Consider the following 15,385-nt stretch of genomic DNA (forward strand, 5'->3'; position numbering starts at 1 on the left):
TCAAAGCCCGCGCTCATCGGCCTGAGATCACTCCCTCTCCGATGGAGTGTAGCAACGTCGGGCTGGATGCCAATTCCGGTCGATGGCCCCTGCGATTGGCGAGAGTGAAGCGACCGCCTCGTCCCGATGTCGACGCTGCAGGTGCGAGGTGATAGCGTCGAGCTCGGGTTGCGCTCCGACCCCGGCAATCGCTCGGACTCGTGAGAGCGCGCCACTCGCACCCAGTGAGGTGGGGCTCCGGCTGCAGATGAAACACGACCCGCCTGACGACGAGCGCATCGACGCGATGCTGCGGAGAGCCGAGCCCGAGAGGGCGACGGGACTCGAGCGTCGCATCGGCCTCGACGGCGTCCTTCACACCGTGCTCGGTACTCCCCGCGAGGAAGTGCTCGTCGGGCGCTTCGTGCTCGAGCGTGGGATCGGGCGAGGCGGCATGGGCGTGGTGTACGCGGGCCGCGACCGCGAGAGCGGCGCACGCGTCGCGGTCAAGCTGCTGGCGCGCAGCGAGTCCACGACGCGCCGGCGCTTCGAGCGAGAGGCCGACCTGCTCAAGACCCTCGAGCACGAGAGGATCGTGCGTTACCTGGGTCACGGGATCAGCGCGGACGGGATCGACTACCTGGTGATGGAGTGGCTGGAAGGTCACGATCTCGGCTGCCACTTGCGCGACGGGCCGCTCTCGGTGCTCGATGCCGTTCGGGTCGGCGTCGAGGCGGCGCGAGCCCTCGCGGTCGCGCACGCGGCGGGCGTCGTTCACCGAGACGTGAAGCCCAAGAACCTGTTCCTGGTGGATCGCCGTCTCGAGAACTTGAAGGTGATCGACTTCGGCCTCGCGCGCGGCGAGACCTCTGGAACCCCGCTGAGCGCGGTCGGAGCAGTGCTGGGAACCCCCGGCTACATCGCGCCGGAGCAACTGCACGGCCACGCCGACGCGCGCACCGACGTGTACGGGCTCGGCGCCACGCTCTTCGAGTGCCTCACGGGCGGCCCGCCGTTTCGCGGCTCCAATCCTGGCGCCGTGCTGCTCGCCGTCAAACGCGAGCCGGTGCCGAGCCTCGCCGCTCGGCGCCCGGAGATCCCGGCCCAGCTCGAGGCGTTGGTCGTCCGCATGCTGGGCAAAGACCCCGCGGAACGCCCCGGCGACATGAACCAGGTGATCGCGGAGCTCTCGGGGCTGGACATCCTCCCCTGAAAGCGAGCGAGCGCCCCACCCGAGTGGGTGTAGGCGCTCGCTCGTCGGGCTCGCGCGAGGCGCGTCAGCTCACGCGCACTTGCCGCTCTCGCACTTGTCGCTGCAGCACTCGTAGCTCTTGCTGCAAGCCTTCCCCGCCGTCGCGCACGCCAAGGTCGCCGCGCACGAGCCGCCCGCGCAGACACCGCCGCAGCAGTCGGAAGCCTTCGAGCACTTCTCGTTCACGGCCGAGCACTCCGCGAGGGCGACCGTGCAGATGCCGCTCCCGCAGTTTTTGCTGCAGCAGGTCGAGTCGCTCGAGCACGTCGCGCCGGTCGTCGTACAAGCGCTCAGGTTGAGCCCGCATTTGCCGTTCATGCACTTGCCGGTGCAACACTCCGCATCGACTGCACACACGGCCGTCACGGCCTTGCAGGCGCCCACGGGGAACACGCAGGTGCTGGCAGCGCAGTTGCCGGAGCAGCACTCGGAGGCTTCGCTGCACGTCTTGGTCGTGAGCGTGCACGACCCGTTGTCTTTCACGCAGATGCCGCTCGCGCACTTCTTGGAGCAGCACTCCGTACCGTCCGCGCAGGTTCCCCCTTGCTCCGTGCAGGCCGCGATGCTTCCACCGCTCCCGCCGCCGCCCGCGGCGCCGCCGCTGCCGATGCTTCCGCCCGTCCCGGCGCTGCCACCCGTGGCCGCGCCCGCCGCCCCGGCGCTGCCCGCTTCGCCCGCGGCGCCTGCCGCGCCACCGGACGAGACGCCACCGCTCCCGCCGCTGGCCGTTCCGCCACTTCCACCGCTCGACGGCGAGCCTCCCGTGTCACCGCCGGCACCGCTGTCCTGAGTCGCGCCGCCGCCGCCCGGATCAGCTTCCCCGTCGCCGCCTCCGCATCCGACCGCACCCAGCATGCCGCACAGACACAAGAACAGCCCGACCCGAATCCCACTGCGACGCTCGTTCAATTTCATTCTCTTTCCTTCCTGCGGACAAAGCGGTGTCCATCCGTCGGTGAGCCAAGGGCGCACCGAAGACTCTTCCCGCGAGCCGACCGGGCCCGCGAAGCTCTCCCCCGAGCTAGAAGCTCAGCGCTCGACCTCGTTGATGCGCTCGATCCAAGCACCGAAGAGCACGCGGACGCTCTCCCGTTCTTGGGCCGTCGCGGGCAGGCGCTCCATCTGCTCACGGAGCAGCGCACGCCCGCGGGACAGCCGGCTCTTCACCGTGCCAGCCGGGATCTGAAGGACCTGGGCCAGCTCCGCGACGTCGAGCTCCTCCCAGTAATAGAGCTCGAGCAGAACCTGAAGCTCGAGCGGGATGTGCTGCAGCGCCGTCACGAGCAAGCGCTGGTCCGCCCGCTGGACTGCCATGGAGCCGATGCCGGGCGAGAGATCCACGATGGCGCTCTCGCGGAAATCCGGATCCGCCCGCCCGGCGCGGCTAGACTGCCGAATGTGCTCGAACAGCACGTTCCTCGCGATCCCGAACAGGAACGCGCGGACGCTCGCCTGCCCTTCGAACTTCCCCCGCTGCTCGGCGAGCACCAGGAAGGTGCGCTGGACTAGATCCTCCCAGGCCGTTCGAGCCTTGGTGCGGAAGAACCGCGCCACAGAGTCGTAGTGGCGCTCGATCAGCAGCTTGCCAGCCGAGGCGTCGCCGCCGGCCCAGGCTGCCAGAAGCTCGTCGTCCGGCCGCACGTCGCCCGAGGCTAACACGTCGGCTCGAGCGCCCTCGGCCTGGCGGCGACGCAGGGAGAACGGAGAAATCTCCCGCTCTTCCCAGTGCTTCTCGTCGAGTTCGTTCATCATGCTGACCAGGGCCGCGAGGCAGCCATCCACCCCTCTCTCAGGTCAAGTGACGACCCGCGGGGTTTGGTTCACGAGAAAGTGTTCTTGCCCCCTCCGCGCTGGCCCCGGCGCGTATCGGAGGCGCTTTCGCATGCCTGAGTCGCTCGGGCCCGACGGGTCCACTGCTGAAGGCGCCTTCGGCTCGAGCCAGCGACCGCTGGGCCGCTTGATAGCTCCCACGTATCGAATTGATAAAATCAATGCATTGGCGGCATCAGCGGGTGGGGCCCAGATTGCGCTCACGGTCGCGCACCGGCGCGGCCGCCCCACAACCGGAGAAACGCCTCATGCAGATCAACCAGAAGATCCCATCGTTCAAGGTCCAGGCCTACCACCGCGAGCGCTTCGAGACCGTGACCCACGAGAACCTCCTCGGGAAGTGGTCGGTGCTCTTCTTCTACCCCGCCGACTTCACCTTCGTGTGCCCCACCGAGCTGGCCGACCTGGCGGAGAGGTACGCCGAGCTCCAGGCCCTGGGTGTCGAGGTCTACTCCGTCAGCACCGACACGCATTTCACCCACAAGGCGTGGCACGACACCTCGGAGACCATCCGCAAGATCGACTACCCCATGCTCGCGGACCCGACGGGGCAGCTGACCCGCGCGTTCGGCGTCTACATCGAAGAAGAGGGGCTCGCCCAGCGCGGCACCTTCGTCGTGAATCCCGAAGGCTTGGTCAAGATCGTCGAGGTGCACGACGGCGGCATCGGGCGCAACGCCTCCGAGCTGGTGCGGAAGATCCAGGCGGCGCAGTTCGTTGCCACCCATCCGGGTGAGGTGTGCCCGGCCAAGTGGAAGCCGGGCGCCGAGACCCTCAAGCCGAGCCTCGACCTGGTCGGGAAGATCTGAGGCACGCCATGTTGGACGACTCCCTCCTCGCGCAGCTCAGGACGGTCTTTGCGACGCTCGACGTTCCGGTCGAGCTCGTGCTCCGGCCGAGCGACCACGAGCGACAGGCCGAGCTCCTCGAGCTGGCACGCGCCGTGGCCTCGACCTCACCGAGCATCGCGGTGAGGGTGGGCGGAGAGCGCACCGCCGGCCTCGAGCTCGCGGTGCACGCGGGCGGCGCGCCCACCGGCGTCACGTTCCGCGGCGTCCCTGGAGGTCACGAGCTCAGCTCGCTCGTCCTCGCGCTCTTGAACGCGGCAGGCCGGGGCAAGCTCCCGGACGCGCGAACCATCTCGCGCGTCCGGGCCCTCCGGGGGCCGGCCGAGCTGCGCACCTATGTGTCGCTGAGCTGCACCAACTGCCCCGACGTAGTCCAGGCGCTGAACCTGATCGCCATCCTGCACCCGGACTTCTCCCACCAGATGGTCGACGGCGCGCTCTTCCAGGACGAGATCGAGCGGCTCGGTGTCCAGGGCGTGCCGGCGGTCTTCGTCGGCGAGCGCCTGCTCCACTCCGGGAAGGCCGCCTTCGTCGATCTGGTCGAGCTGCTCGAGCGCGAGCTCGGGGTCGCCCCGAGCGCCGCGGCGGAGCCCGCTGCCGCGCTCGACTACGACGTGGTGGTCGTCGGCGGGGGACCCGCCGGTGCGTCGGCCGCCATCTACAGCGCGCGCAAGGGTCTGCGCACCGCCATCGTCGCCGACCGCATCGGCGGGCAGCTCAAGGAGACCCTGGGGATCGAGAACATGGTCGGGCGCCAGTACACCGAGGGCGCGAAGCTCGCGGCGGACCTCGAGGGCCACATGCGCGCCTATCCCATCGACGTCCTCGAGCACCGGCGCGTGCTCGAGGTCGAGAGCGGCCCGCGCAAAGAGCTCCGGCTCGAAGGCGGCGAGCGCGTGCGCGCCGACGCGCTCATCGTGGCGACGGGCGCGAAGTGGCGCGAGCTCGGCGTGCCGGGCGAGCGGGAGTACATCGGCCGGGGCGTGGCGTTCTGTCCGCACTGCGACGGCCCCTTCTACGCGGGCAAACGCGTCGCCGTGGTGGGCGGCGGCAACTCCGGAGTGGAGGCTGCCCTCGACCTCTCGGGGATCGCCGCGCACGTCACGCTCCTGGAGTACGCGAGCGCGCTCAAGGCCGACGCGGTGCTCGTGGACAAGCTCCGCGCGCGGGCGAACGTCGACGTGGTCACCGGCGCCCGGACCACCGCCATCCTCGGGGACGGGACCAAGGTCACAGCGCTCGACTACGAGGACCGCGCGACGGGCGAGACGAAGCGCCTCGTCCTCGACGGAGTCTTCGTGCAGATCGGCCTCGTGCCCAACAGCGCCTTCGTGAAGGACGTGGTCGAGCTCAACCGCTACGGCGAAATCGTCGTGGACGAGAAGGGCCGCACGAGCGCTCCGGGGATCTACGCCGCGGGCGACGTGACCACCGTCCCCTTCAAGCAGATCGTCATCGCCCTGGGAGAGGGCGCGAAGGTGGCGCTCTCCGCGTTCGAGGACAGATCGCTCCGAGCGTGAGTCACGCGCCGCTGCGTGCGGGTCGAGTGGAATCAGGGCAAGAGCGCCGCCGTCACCACCAAGTTGGAGAAGACCCAGCCCAGCGGCGACGCCTCGATGTCACCGGGCTTCCCGGTCCCGAGCTCGACGTAGAAGCCCGACGACAGGTGCGCCGCCGGGTCCAGGTAGGGCACCGTGCCCTCGAGCTTCTTCACCAGCGCGCCGCCCAGGAAGAGCTCGCAGCGCTGCACGTCGGCGAGGCCGTCGAGCAGGCAGTCGAGGTGGTAGACGGCGTCCTTCTGCCAAGCGTAGCTCACGGACCAGGAAGTGTACGTGGTGTACCCGGGTCCGAGGGTCTTGCGACCGAACATGCGAAAGTGCGGGCCCTTGTTGGCGAAGGTCACCGCCGCCGACCCCATCAAGTAGCGCTGATCCGACTGCGTCTGGTTGGCGCGGAACAAGCCGAACAGGATGTGCTCGGTGCGATCGACGGCGCCTTCGTCCGGGAGCTCCGGCTGCCAGTCGCCGACCTTCACGTCGAGTTGCACGCGCACCCAACCGTAGCTGGTTCCCTTCTGACCGAAGGCGATCTTCTTCAGCGTCTCGCCCGCGGTCGGCGTGAACACGCCGCCAGGTTGATCGAGCAGCGTCACCGTCACCTGAGCCGCGTCGGCGCCGACGTCGCTCGCGGCGTCGGTCAGCGCGCCGCCAGCGCCGGCGCTGCCCGCGTCGGCCCCAGCCGTGCCGCCGGCCCCGCCGCTCGACGTCGTCCCGGCACTACCACCGCTGCCGCCGCTGGCCGTGCCACCGCTCCCCACCACGCCACCACTCCCCCCCGCGATCGCGTCGTCGTCCTCGCCGCCACAGGCGGAGAGCGAGAGCAGGCAAGACCAGGCGATTACCCAGCGCTTCATGGCGTTCTCCTTCTGTACGCGAGCGACAAGAGCGATCCCACGACGAGCCACGCGGCGGACCCAGGGGCTCGCTCTACCGGAGTGCGACAAGCGCAGTCACCGCCCGCCTCGGAGCCACCGGTCGCGCTGGGACCGGCGTCGGTGACCGCTGAGCCGCCCGCCGCGGAGGCGTCCGAGCCTCCGCTCGCGCTCGCGTCGCCGGTGGTACCGCCGGCGGTGGTTCCGCCCCAACCACCACTGCCGGTGACTCCACCAGTGCCGGTGCCCCCGCCGCTCCCGGTGGCCCCGCCGCTGCAGGGCGCCGCCGCGTCCTCGTCCGCGTCAGCGGCATCCGCATCGGGAACGCTCGCGTCGGCCGGACAGACCCCCAACACTCCCGTCTCGCCCGCGCCGTTGATCGGCGACGGATCGGACAGCACCCACCCGCTCGTCGTGTGCTTCAGCGCCTTCCCGAACGGGATGGCACCGAGAGGGACGGTCTGCGACCACGAGTAGCACTCGGACGTCAGCTGGTCGCCACCCACCAAATCCAGTGACGCCTCGACGTCCGCCTTCACGCCGAACAACGCCTGCGCAGCCGGCGTCGCGATCAGCACGCGCTTCGCCGCAGGCGGCAGGAACGCCAAGTTCCCGAAGCTACCCTTGGGCTCGAGGCACTTGTCGCGCACCTCGACGGGAAAGACCCAAGCGCCGGTCGACGAGGCCACGTCGAGCACGACGTAATCGGCGGAAGGACAACCCTCGGCCCCCACGAAGACCTCGACGATCTCCAGAGAAGCACAGGAGAGCGCTGCCTCGGCTCGAGCCGGCTCGGCGACGGCCAACACGCCGATGATGGCCAGAAACCACCAGGTCGCCCGACGCGCGCCCATCGTCGAAGGGTAGACCCGCCGAGCGAGGCGGGCCAGCGTCACCAGCTCACTCGGCGGCAGCCGGCGGCGCCACCGGAGCGAGCTCGTCCCAGCCGTAGCGGCTCAGGTAGTTCTTCCACACCCCTTCACACACCGCGTCGTAGCGGCAGCGCGCGCACTCGGCGCGCTTCTCGCGCTCGGCTCCGTCCAGGTCGGCGCGCGTGACCAGCGTGAGGCCCCTGCCCTTGCCGCCGGCGCGACGACCGGCGCGCTCTTCGGCCGGCATCTCGACGCGGCTGTCGAGGTCGAAGTGGCGGTACTTCTCGACGTAGCCGCGGTTGAAGTCCGGAACGCCTTCGGTGGTGCACAGCGGAATGTCCACCAGGAAGGCCATCGGGCGCGGCTCCCCGACGGCAGCCAGGGCGCCGCGGAACTCCGACGCGATCTCCGTGTAGCGAGGGAAGAGCTGGTCGAAGAAGGTGTGCGCGCGGCCGTTGGCCTGCATCACGTTGAACACGACCTGGTGTACGCCGAGCGAGCGCAGGAAGCGGTAGATGTCCGCCAGGTGCGGCAGGTTGCGGCGCGTGACGACGGTAGAGGTGTGGAGCTCGACGCCGAGCGGCGCGAGCCTCGCCGCGGCGCGGAGCCCGGCCACCGTCTGCTCGAAGCTGTCCGGAGTGCGGGTCAGCCCTTCGTGCAAGGTCTTGTCGTGGCCGTGGATCGAGATGTAGACCCGATTCAGCCCGCGCTTCACCAGCGCGCCCGCGTAGGGCAGGTGCCCCAGGCGCCGGCCGTTGGTCATCATGCTGATGCGCGCGTAGCGAAGCTCCTTCGCCCAGGCCACGAAGTCCGGCAGGTCGGGACGGGTGGTCGGCTCGCCGGAGGTGAAGCACACCTCTTCCGCGCCGCGATGGGACTCCAGCACCCAGCGCACGCGCTCGGCGGTCATCGCCGAGTTGTTCACGTAGCGGCCCTCGCGATCTTCCTCCATGCAGAAGATGCAGTTGTTGTTGCACACCGCGCCGATGGCGATGTGCACGCGCTCCTGGCTGCCGCGGATGCGCTCGACGATGCTGGGCTCGCTGTCCACCGCGCCGAAATGGTCCCGTGAGCCGGCGCTCCGGTCAAGCCGTGCTGGCCGAGCGCGGTGATTTCCCGCGCCCTGGGGGCGCTACTTCTCCAGCACGATGGCGAACGTGCGGTGGTCTCGTGCGTCCGGCGGCCGCTCGCCTTCCCAGACCGCCTCGTAGCCGGTGACCAGGTAACTCCTCCCGTGCACGACGATGCGCTTCCACTCGTGGGGCATCGCGCTCGCTTGGGCGCCCTCTGCCTGGAACTTCAGCGAGTGCGTGTGCAAGACCGACCGCTTCTGCGTCGACCGCACCTCGCTCGTCGCCACCGCGCCCCGCTCGACCTTCCACCCCGGAGCGGAGTCCTCGTCCCCGCTGCCGGAGACGATGAGCAGCGTGCGCCGCGCCATGTCGCGGAACACGCCGTCGCACACGCGGTGCCAGCCGCCCTTGCGGCAGTCGATCTCGACGCTGATGCGATCGCCGACCGCGAACGGCAGGGGCAACGCGGGCGGACCGTAGAGGTAGTAGAGCTTCTCCTGCTTGCCCGCGGCCGTCAGCGTGAGCTCGTGCCACGCCTCGAGCCCGATGGTGCCGGTGGGCGGGCGGACGGCCTCCACGTTGCCCACGAGCGACAGCGGCTGTCGCTTGCCACGCTCGACGTGCAGCGAGAACGAGGCCTGCCCCTTGGGCTCGGGCGGCCGCTCCACGGTGGGCGCTGCGCTCGCTGTCGCGCTGGCGATCGGCGCCGGGGCAGGCGCCGAGCTCGGGCTGGGCTCAGGCGTGGCGACATGAGGAGCGGGCGCGGCAGGCTGGGCGGGGGTTCCGCCACAGCCTGCGAGCCAGAGGGCGAGGAGCGCGCGCTTCACGTCACGGCTTGGGAGCCGGGGGCGCGGCCGGAGGTGCCGGCGGCTTCGCCGCGCCGCCGGGCGCCGGCGCTTTGGCGCCACCAGCCGGAGGTGCCGGCGGCTTCGCCGCGCCGCCGGGCGCCGGTGCTTTGGCGCCACCAGCCGGAGGCGCCGGCGCCTTTGCACCGCCGGCAGGGGCCGGAGGCTTCGTTGCACCGGGCTGCAGGCCCGGCGGCGGCAGCGGGGTGTGGGCGCCGGGCGGCAGCGCAGGCCTCTTCCCGGCCGCGGGGGCCGGCGGCTTGCCGGCGTCCTTCGGCATCAGGCCGAACGCACCAGCGAACTCGGCGCCGGAGCCGTAGCTGAAGCCCTGCGCCAGCTTGTCGTTGCTCACCTTCATCACGTCCAGCCCGTGGATGGTGCCCGTTTTGTTCGTGGGCCTCATCGGGCCGAGCGCGCCCTTGAAGGTGCCGGTCATGTCCGCTTCGACGACCACGTAGTCGCCGGCGGCCCAGACGTTCTTCTTGGTCATCTTCATGTCGGGGAACGCCTTGCTGAAGGTGTCGAACTCCTTCTTGGCCGCGGCCTTCCCCTTGGGTGAATCGGCGGGACGCGAGTAGTCGATGTGCTGCGCGTCGTCCGCCAGCGCGTCCACGAACGCCTTGGCGTCCTTCTTCTCCCAGGCGGCGTAGAACGCCGTCACCAGCTCGGTGTTCTTCTTCTCGGCGTCGTTGTTCGCCGCCACGACCCACTCGGGCGAGTGGCCCGCGGGCACCTCCATCACCGGGCGACCCATCATGCCCTTCGGCGCGCTGCCGAGCTGCGCCATGAAGGTGACGTGGTCGAAGTACATGTGCTCGCGTTTGACGCCCTTGTCGCCGAACCAGAGCACGCTCACGCCGCGGTACCCCAAGCGCTTGCCGGTGGGCTTCATGCCCATGAAGTCCCCGCTGTGCGTGCCGTTCAGCACCCACTCGAGCACCAGCACGTCGCCGACGTGCAGGCCGCGCATGGTGGTGACCTTGGCGTCGGAGAAGGCGGCGAAGAACTCCGCCATGTTCTTCTCGAGATCGCCGCGGCCCCGGGTCTCGCGCCAGCCTTCCATCGACGGGTAGCCGAAGGCGACGTCGTCGGTGTAGAGCGACGCCAGCTTCTTGGCGTCGTGGGCCTGCCAGGCGGCGACGTTGGCTGCCATGTGCGCCTTCTGCTGGTCGAGCATGCTCGGCTTCGCCGGCTCGGGTGCGGGCGCGGGCTCCGCGACGGGCGCGGGCATGGGCGCTGGGACGGGCGCGGGCGCAGGCGGCGGCGTCGGGGGCGGGGCTGCCTCGGTGCTTCCGGCACACCCCAGCGGGATCCACGTCACCATCAACACGCCGAGCAACGCACTTCTCATCGAGGCCTCCTCTGCTGCCGAAGCAGCCGGGCCGTTCACTCACCCGGCGGTGCGGAGGAGTCAATCGGTGGGCGGGGCATGGACTTCCGACCGTCACGCCCCGCCCACCGCACGGCCCTCAGAACGTGCCACCGAAGCTCATCCCACCCCAGGACTGGTAGCCGCCCTTGCCGACCAGCGGCGTGTAGCCGACGCGGAACACGAAGCCGCCGTCTGCCGGCGAGTAGCGGTAGCCCGCGACGCCGGTGCCCGCGACGCCGACGCCCTCGCCCGAAGCGCTGGCTGCGCCCCCGGATGCGCTCGCCGAGACGTAGATCAGCGTCGCACCCGCGCCCATCTCGAACTTGTGGTTCTTGCCCCCGACCATGTAGTTGAACAATGCGGGTGCGGTCACCACGCTCGCCTTGGCCGAGCTCTGGGAGCCGTCGCTCGAGCTCGCGCTCGCGCTGATGGAGAAGTAGCTGAAGCCCAGGCGCGCGCTGAGGTCGTTCGAGAGCATGCGCTCGTAGTTGATGGAATAGAGCCCGCCGTTCCCGAGCAGCTCCAGGTACACCAGGTTCTTGGCCTTGCGGTCCGTGCTCTCCGCCTTCTTCTGCGGCGCGTCGCCCCCGCGATCTGCGCTGGGCGGCGGCAACGAGCTCGAAGGTGCCCCGAGGTCCCCTTCTCCGCGGGTCCCGGCGAGCGCCGTGGACGCGAGGCTGAGGATCACGCTGGTGCAGACGCCCATACCGAAGACGAAGTGTTTCTTGCTGGCCATTTGACTTACTCCCCGTGCTCGTCGCACGAACCACCTTCACTCGAGAGCGCCGAGCCCCGGCTCCTTGCTCTCGCTCGGGGACATTGCAGGTGGGATGCCAAGCCACATCGGGGGTGAGTCACGCACTCTTCGCCATGCTGGAGGGAAGATCTCGCTTCGAGGTCCGGTAGCAGGCCGTCGCCGCGCTCGCCCGCGAATGGGCCCGTTCAGCGCGCCGTGCTGGTGCGCGGGGCGTCACCCGCGGCGTAACAGCGGTGACGTCGCGCTACGGACACTGAACGCCGATGCTGGGTGCCGTGGACTGGAAGCTCGAGAGGAGCTGGGCGCAGAGCGTGGACGGCGCGATGCGCATCGAGCCGCAGATACGGTGCACCGACGGGTCGCCGCCGCTCTTCTGGTAGAACTTCAGGCAGCAGTCGGCCGCGAGATCGCAGTCGGGCCCGCCGCGGGCCTGCCCCGGACCGCTGCCGTAGCTCCCCCACATGTCGTCCGGGGTCCCGGGCTCCGGAGCCACGGCCTCCTCGGGGACGACGGGGTTTTCCCGGACGCCGCTCGGCGGCGCGGGCTCCTCCTCGGTGGTCTTGGCCTGCGCCTCACTGACGTCTGGGATGACGACGTCGGGCCCCTGGCTGGGCGCCTCGGCGTGAGACGACGCACCGCCGCACGCCCAGAGCAAGAGAGAGAGCAGAGGCGACCAGCGGGCGGCGGTCACAAGATCATCCCGACGCCGAGCAGCGCCGAAAAGCTCGACTCGAACTCGGGAAGACCTCCCATGCGTCTGGTCCCGCCGGCGCCGTCGTTGACCGTGTGCGCGTTGAAGAGGTCCCCCGTCTGAGCGCGGACTAGACCTCCCGACACCGACGCCGTGGCCGCCAGCCAGCGCGGCACGAAGTCCCAGGTCGCGCCCAGCGCGGCGCTGTACTCGAGCAGCACCCCAGAGCGATCCGCGTAGCGGATCGCCGTCGCACCGCTGCTCGAGGGCTCCGGCGCCGTGGCCCGCGCCCAGGCCACGCCGAGCCCCGCCCACAGGCGCAGGGTGGGCACCGGCATGAAGGTCGGCTCCGCCCGCGCGCCGAGCTGGAACACCTCCAGATCCGGCTGCTCGATCTGGGTGTCTTCGAGGCCGAGGGCGCTCCGCGGCACGTCCACCGCGTGGCTCGACTGATTGGCGTACACGCGGAAGCCCAGGAAGCGCCAGAGCTCGACCCGCGCGTGTGCGCCGTAGGCGAGCCCCGGAGCGTAGCTCACCCCGCTCCCTTCCGCGGGGCGCGACCACAGGCCGACGTCCGGACCGATCTCGACGTGGCGCTCGGCCTGGTCGCCTCGCGCGACCCCGAAGAAGGGCCTCGGCTCCTGCTCATCCATGCGCGGATCGCCAGGCGGCGGCGGCGGCGCCGGGTCGTCGCGCCGCGGTTCGTCCTTCGCGGGAGGCTCGACGGTCTTCTTGGCGGGCGGCGCGTCGTCGTCGTCGTCGAGGGAGTCGGGCTCGGCGGCAGCCTTCGGCTTCGCCGCCGGCGCCGCGTCGGGGGCGCGGGGTGGTGCGGCCTGTGCCATCGCGCCTGGGGCGAGAGCGAGGAGCGCCAAGCCGAGGAGCGAGCGACGCATCACCGCCACCGTACCCGAAGTCGGAAGTCCGCGCACGACGCCTCAGGCGCGGAGCTGTCCCCCGAGCCGCTCCGTCGCCGCCTTGACCACCTCGGCGTGACGCTGGTCGACCTCGCGATCGGTGAGCGTGCGCGCCTTCTCGGGCTCCGCGGCGGCCTTCGGATCGCGGTACACCAGGTGGAACGCCAGCGAGCGGTGACCCTCGGGGACCGACCCGCCGCGGAACATGTCGAAGAGCTGCACCGACTCGCACAGCTCGCCCGCCGCCTCGCGGATCACGCCTTCCACCTGCTCGGCGCTCACGTCGTCGCTGACCACCAGGGCCACGTCCCGGGTCACCGGCGGCAAGCGCGGGATCGGGCGGTAGCGCGGCGTTCGCTCGCCCTGCGCCTCGAGGGCCGCCAAATCGAGCTCGACCACGAAGGCCTCGCCGCCGAGATCGAAGGCGTCCGCCACGTCGGGGTGAAGCGGGCCGAAGATGCCGACGCGCTCCCCTTCGACCAGCACCTCGCCGGTGCCGCGCGGGTGCAGGTGTGCGGTGCCCGGTGTTCCGGTGGCGAGCCGCGCCTTCGCGGTTCGACCCGTCAGCCGCTCCGCCATTTCCAGCGCGATGCCCTTGGCGTCGAACACGTCCACCTCGCCAGGCACCGCCAGGTAGGTGGGACGCGGGCCGGCCAGCACCGCCGCGAAGCTCGGGCGCTCCGCCGGCAGGTCCCGGGCGTCTTCGGGCCGCCGCGGTCGGGCCACGCTGCGCGTCTCCTGCCCGGGCGGCAGGAATCGCGCGCCGATGGCGAACAGACGCACCGCTTCTTCGCCGTGGCGGCGCGCGCGCCGGAGCGCGTCGAGCAGCCCGGGCAAGAGGCTCGTGCGCATCACCGTGCGCTCCTCGCTGAGCGGGTTCCTGATGCGCACCACCGGCGCCGGCGCCTTCACCGCGTCGAGCTCCGACGGCGACACGAAGGCGTAGGTGAGCGCCTCGGACAGACCGAGGCTCGTGGCGTGGGCAGCGGCGGTACGCTCCAGCTTGCCGCTGATGCGGGGCGGCTGCGGGGCGATCGCGGGGATCTTGGTGGGGACGAGGTCGAGGCCGCGGACGCGCGCCACTTCTTCGATCAGATCGGCCTCTCGGGAGATGTCCGGGCGCCAGCTCGCGCCGCGCACCTCGGCCTCGCTGCTGCCGTCGCGGATCACCTCCAGCCCCAGGCGCCGGAGGATGTTCGTCGCTTCGGCGAACGGCACCTCGACACCGAGCAGCGCGTTCAAGCGCGCGCTCCGCAGGCGCACCACCGGCAGCTCGGGATCCGGGCCCTTGGCGTGGATGGCGCCGGACACCACGGCGCCGCCCGCCAGGTCGCTGAGCAGACCCTTGGCGATCTCGAGCACGCGCGGGACGCCGCCCCAGTCCACGCCGCGCTCGAAGCGGAAGCTCGACTCGGTGTGCAGCCCGTGACGCCGCGAGGTGCGCCGGACGCCTCGGGGGGTGAAGTAGGCGCACTCGAGCAGCACGCGCTTCGTGCTCTGCCGGATCTCGCTGTCCTGACCACCCATCACGCCGGCCAGCGCGCTCGGGCCCTCGCCGTCGCAGATGACCAGGTCGTCCGCGTCGAGGGAACGCGCCGTGCCGTCCAGCGTCGTGAACGGCTCACCCTGCTTCGCTCGCCGCACCACGATGCGGCTCCCGCGCACGCGATCGAGATCGAAGGCGTGCATGGGCTGACCCCAGCCGAGCAGGATCAAGTTGGTGATGTCCACCACGTTGTTGATGGGGCGCACCCCGAGCTTGTGCAGGCGCCAGCGCAGCCACTCCGGGCTCGGCGCGATGCTCACGTCGAGCACCACCCCGGCGCCGTAGTGCGGGCAGCGCTCGAGATCGAGGTTCTCGACGAGGACCAGCTTCTCCAGAGCGTCACTCGCGCTCCGCCTCGGCGTCTTGGGGGCCTCGGGCGGCGTGAACGAGAGGTCGAACAACGCGGCCACGTCCCGCGCCACACCGAGGTGGCCGAGGGCGTCGGGGCGGTTCGGCGTGACGCCGATGTGGAAGACGCTGTCCCGCGCCTCCGGCAGCACGTCGAAGAGCTTCGCGCCGGTGGCGCCCACGCTCGCGTCGAGCACGATGATGCCCTCGCTCTCGGCCGCCAGCCCGAGCTCTTCTTCGCTCACCAGCATGCCCTCGCTCTTCACGCCGCCGATCTCGCGCGGCGTGAGCGGGCCGAGCCCGGGGATCACCGTGCCGAGCGGCGCGAGCAGCACGCGTCCGCCGGGATCCGGGACGTTCGAAGCACCGCACACCACGCGCTGCTCCTGCCCACCGCCGCGATCGACGGTCACGAGCCGGAGCCCCGATTTCGAGGGGTGCGCCTCGACCTTCTTCACCTCGGCGACGACGATGGGGTCGAGCCCCTGCCCAAACTCCTGCACGGCCTCGACCTCGAGACCCGCGTGGGTGAGCCGCTTGGCGACCTCCGAGGCGGAGGCGTTCAAGGTCGGGAGGAGCTCCTCGAGCCAGCGATACGAGACCAGCATGGGGGCGCGGATCTAGCAC

Annotated in this window: 14 protein-coding genes; 3 read left to right on the forward strand and 11 right to left on the reverse strand. The window is 70.7% G+C overall.

What is annotated here, in order from left to right:
* Positions 1 to 247: 247 nt before the first annotated feature.
* Complete coding sequence (locus HS104_17930; protein MBE7481844.1) at positions 248 to 1,192, forward strand: serine/threonine protein kinase; 945 nt, start codon at positions 248 to 250, stop codon at positions 1,190 to 1,192.
* Between the two features lie 69 nt (positions 1,193 to 1,261).
* Here the strand turns inward: HS104_17930 and HS104_17935 are convergent, their stop codons facing one another.
* The gene (locus HS104_17935; protein MBE7481845.1) at positions 1,262 to 2,140 is read right to left on the reverse strand and encodes a hypothetical protein; all 879 of its coding nucleotides are present in this window, start codon (positions 2,138 to 2,140) and stop codon (positions 1,262 to 1,264) included.
* 120 nt (positions 2,141 to 2,260) lie between these two features.
* Complete coding sequence (locus HS104_17940; GenBank protein ID MBE7481846.1) at positions 2,261 to 3,013, reverse strand: RNA polymerase sigma factor; 753 nt, start codon at positions 3,011 to 3,013, stop codon at positions 2,261 to 2,263.
* 296 nt (positions 3,014 to 3,309) lie between these two features.
* Here HS104_17940 and ahpC point away from each other — a divergent pair, with 296 nt between their 5' ends.
* Together ahpC and ahpF are read left to right on the forward strand one after the other, a co-directional pair.
* A complete protein-coding gene (gene ahpC, locus HS104_17945) occupies positions 3,310 to 3,870 on the forward strand; it encodes a peroxiredoxin (protein MBE7481847.1) in 561 nt (186 codons plus the stop codon).
* Positions 3,871 to 3,878: 8 nt separating this feature from the next.
* Complete coding sequence (ahpF, locus tag HS104_17950; GenBank protein MBE7481848.1) at positions 3,879 to 5,429, forward strand: alkyl hydroperoxide reductase subunit F; 1,551 nt, start codon at positions 3,879 to 3,881, stop codon at positions 5,427 to 5,429.
* A 32-nt stretch (positions 5,430 to 5,461) separates the two neighbouring features.
* On the opposite strand, the gene HS104_17955 is transcribed toward ahpF, so the two are convergent.
* The 9 genes from HS104_17955 to HS104_17995 form a co-directional block, all read right to left on the reverse strand.
* The gene (locus HS104_17955) at positions 5,462 to 6,322 is read right to left on the reverse strand and encodes a hypothetical protein (protein MBE7481849.1); all 861 of its coding nucleotides are present in this window, start codon (positions 6,320 to 6,322) and stop codon (positions 5,462 to 5,464) included.
* Positions 6,319 to 7,236: a hypothetical protein gene (locus HS104_17960; GenBank protein MBE7481850.1), complete on the reverse strand. Its 918-nt coding sequence runs from the start codon at positions 7,234 to 7,236 to the stop codon at positions 6,319 to 6,321. The genes HS104_17955 and HS104_17960 overlap by 4 nt, the downstream gene beginning before the upstream one ends.
* A gap of 4 nt (positions 7,237 to 7,240) precedes the next feature.
* Positions 7,241 to 8,263 carry a radical SAM protein gene (locus tag HS104_17965; GenBank protein MBE7481851.1) on the reverse strand — a complete coding sequence of 341 codons (1,023 nt, stop codon included), beginning with the start codon at positions 8,261 to 8,263 and terminating at the stop codon, positions 7,241 to 7,243.
* A gap of 81 nt (positions 8,264 to 8,344) precedes the next feature.
* Positions 8,345 to 9,112: a hypothetical protein gene (locus HS104_17970; GenBank protein MBE7481852.1), complete on the reverse strand. Its 768-nt coding sequence runs from the start codon at positions 9,110 to 9,112 to the stop codon at positions 8,345 to 8,347.
* A 1-nt stretch (position 9,113) separates the two neighbouring features.
* A complete protein-coding gene (locus HS104_17975; protein MBE7481853.1) occupies positions 9,114 to 10,481 on the reverse strand; it encodes an ester cyclase in 1,368 nt (455 codons plus the stop codon).
* Between the two features lie 118 nt (positions 10,482 to 10,599).
* The gene (locus HS104_17980) at positions 10,600 to 11,238 is read right to left on the reverse strand and encodes a hypothetical protein (GenBank protein ID MBE7481854.1); all 639 of its coding nucleotides are present in this window, start codon (positions 11,236 to 11,238) and stop codon (positions 10,600 to 10,602) included.
* A gap of 265 nt (positions 11,239 to 11,503) precedes the next feature.
* Entirely contained in the window at positions 11,504 to 11,950 is a 447-nt protein-coding gene (locus HS104_17985) for a hypothetical protein (protein MBE7481855.1), read from the reverse strand.
* Positions 11,947 to 12,843, reverse strand: a complete 897-nt coding sequence (locus HS104_17990) for a hypothetical protein (protein ID MBE7481856.1) — start codon at positions 12,841 to 12,843, stop codon at positions 11,947 to 11,949. Before HS104_17990 ends, HS104_17985 begins: the two co-directional genes overlap by 4 nt.
* A gap of 42 nt (positions 12,844 to 12,885) precedes the next feature.
* Entirely contained in the window at positions 12,886 to 15,366 is a 2,481-nt protein-coding gene (locus HS104_17995) for a phenylalanine--tRNA ligase subunit beta (protein ID MBE7481857.1), read from the reverse strand.
* Positions 15,367 to 15,385 lie beyond the last annotated feature (19 nt).

Source organism: Polyangiaceae bacterium, assembly GCA_015075635.1.
Taxonomy (GTDB): domain Bacteria; phylum Myxococcota_A; class Polyangia; order Polyangiales; family Polyangiaceae; genus JADJKB01.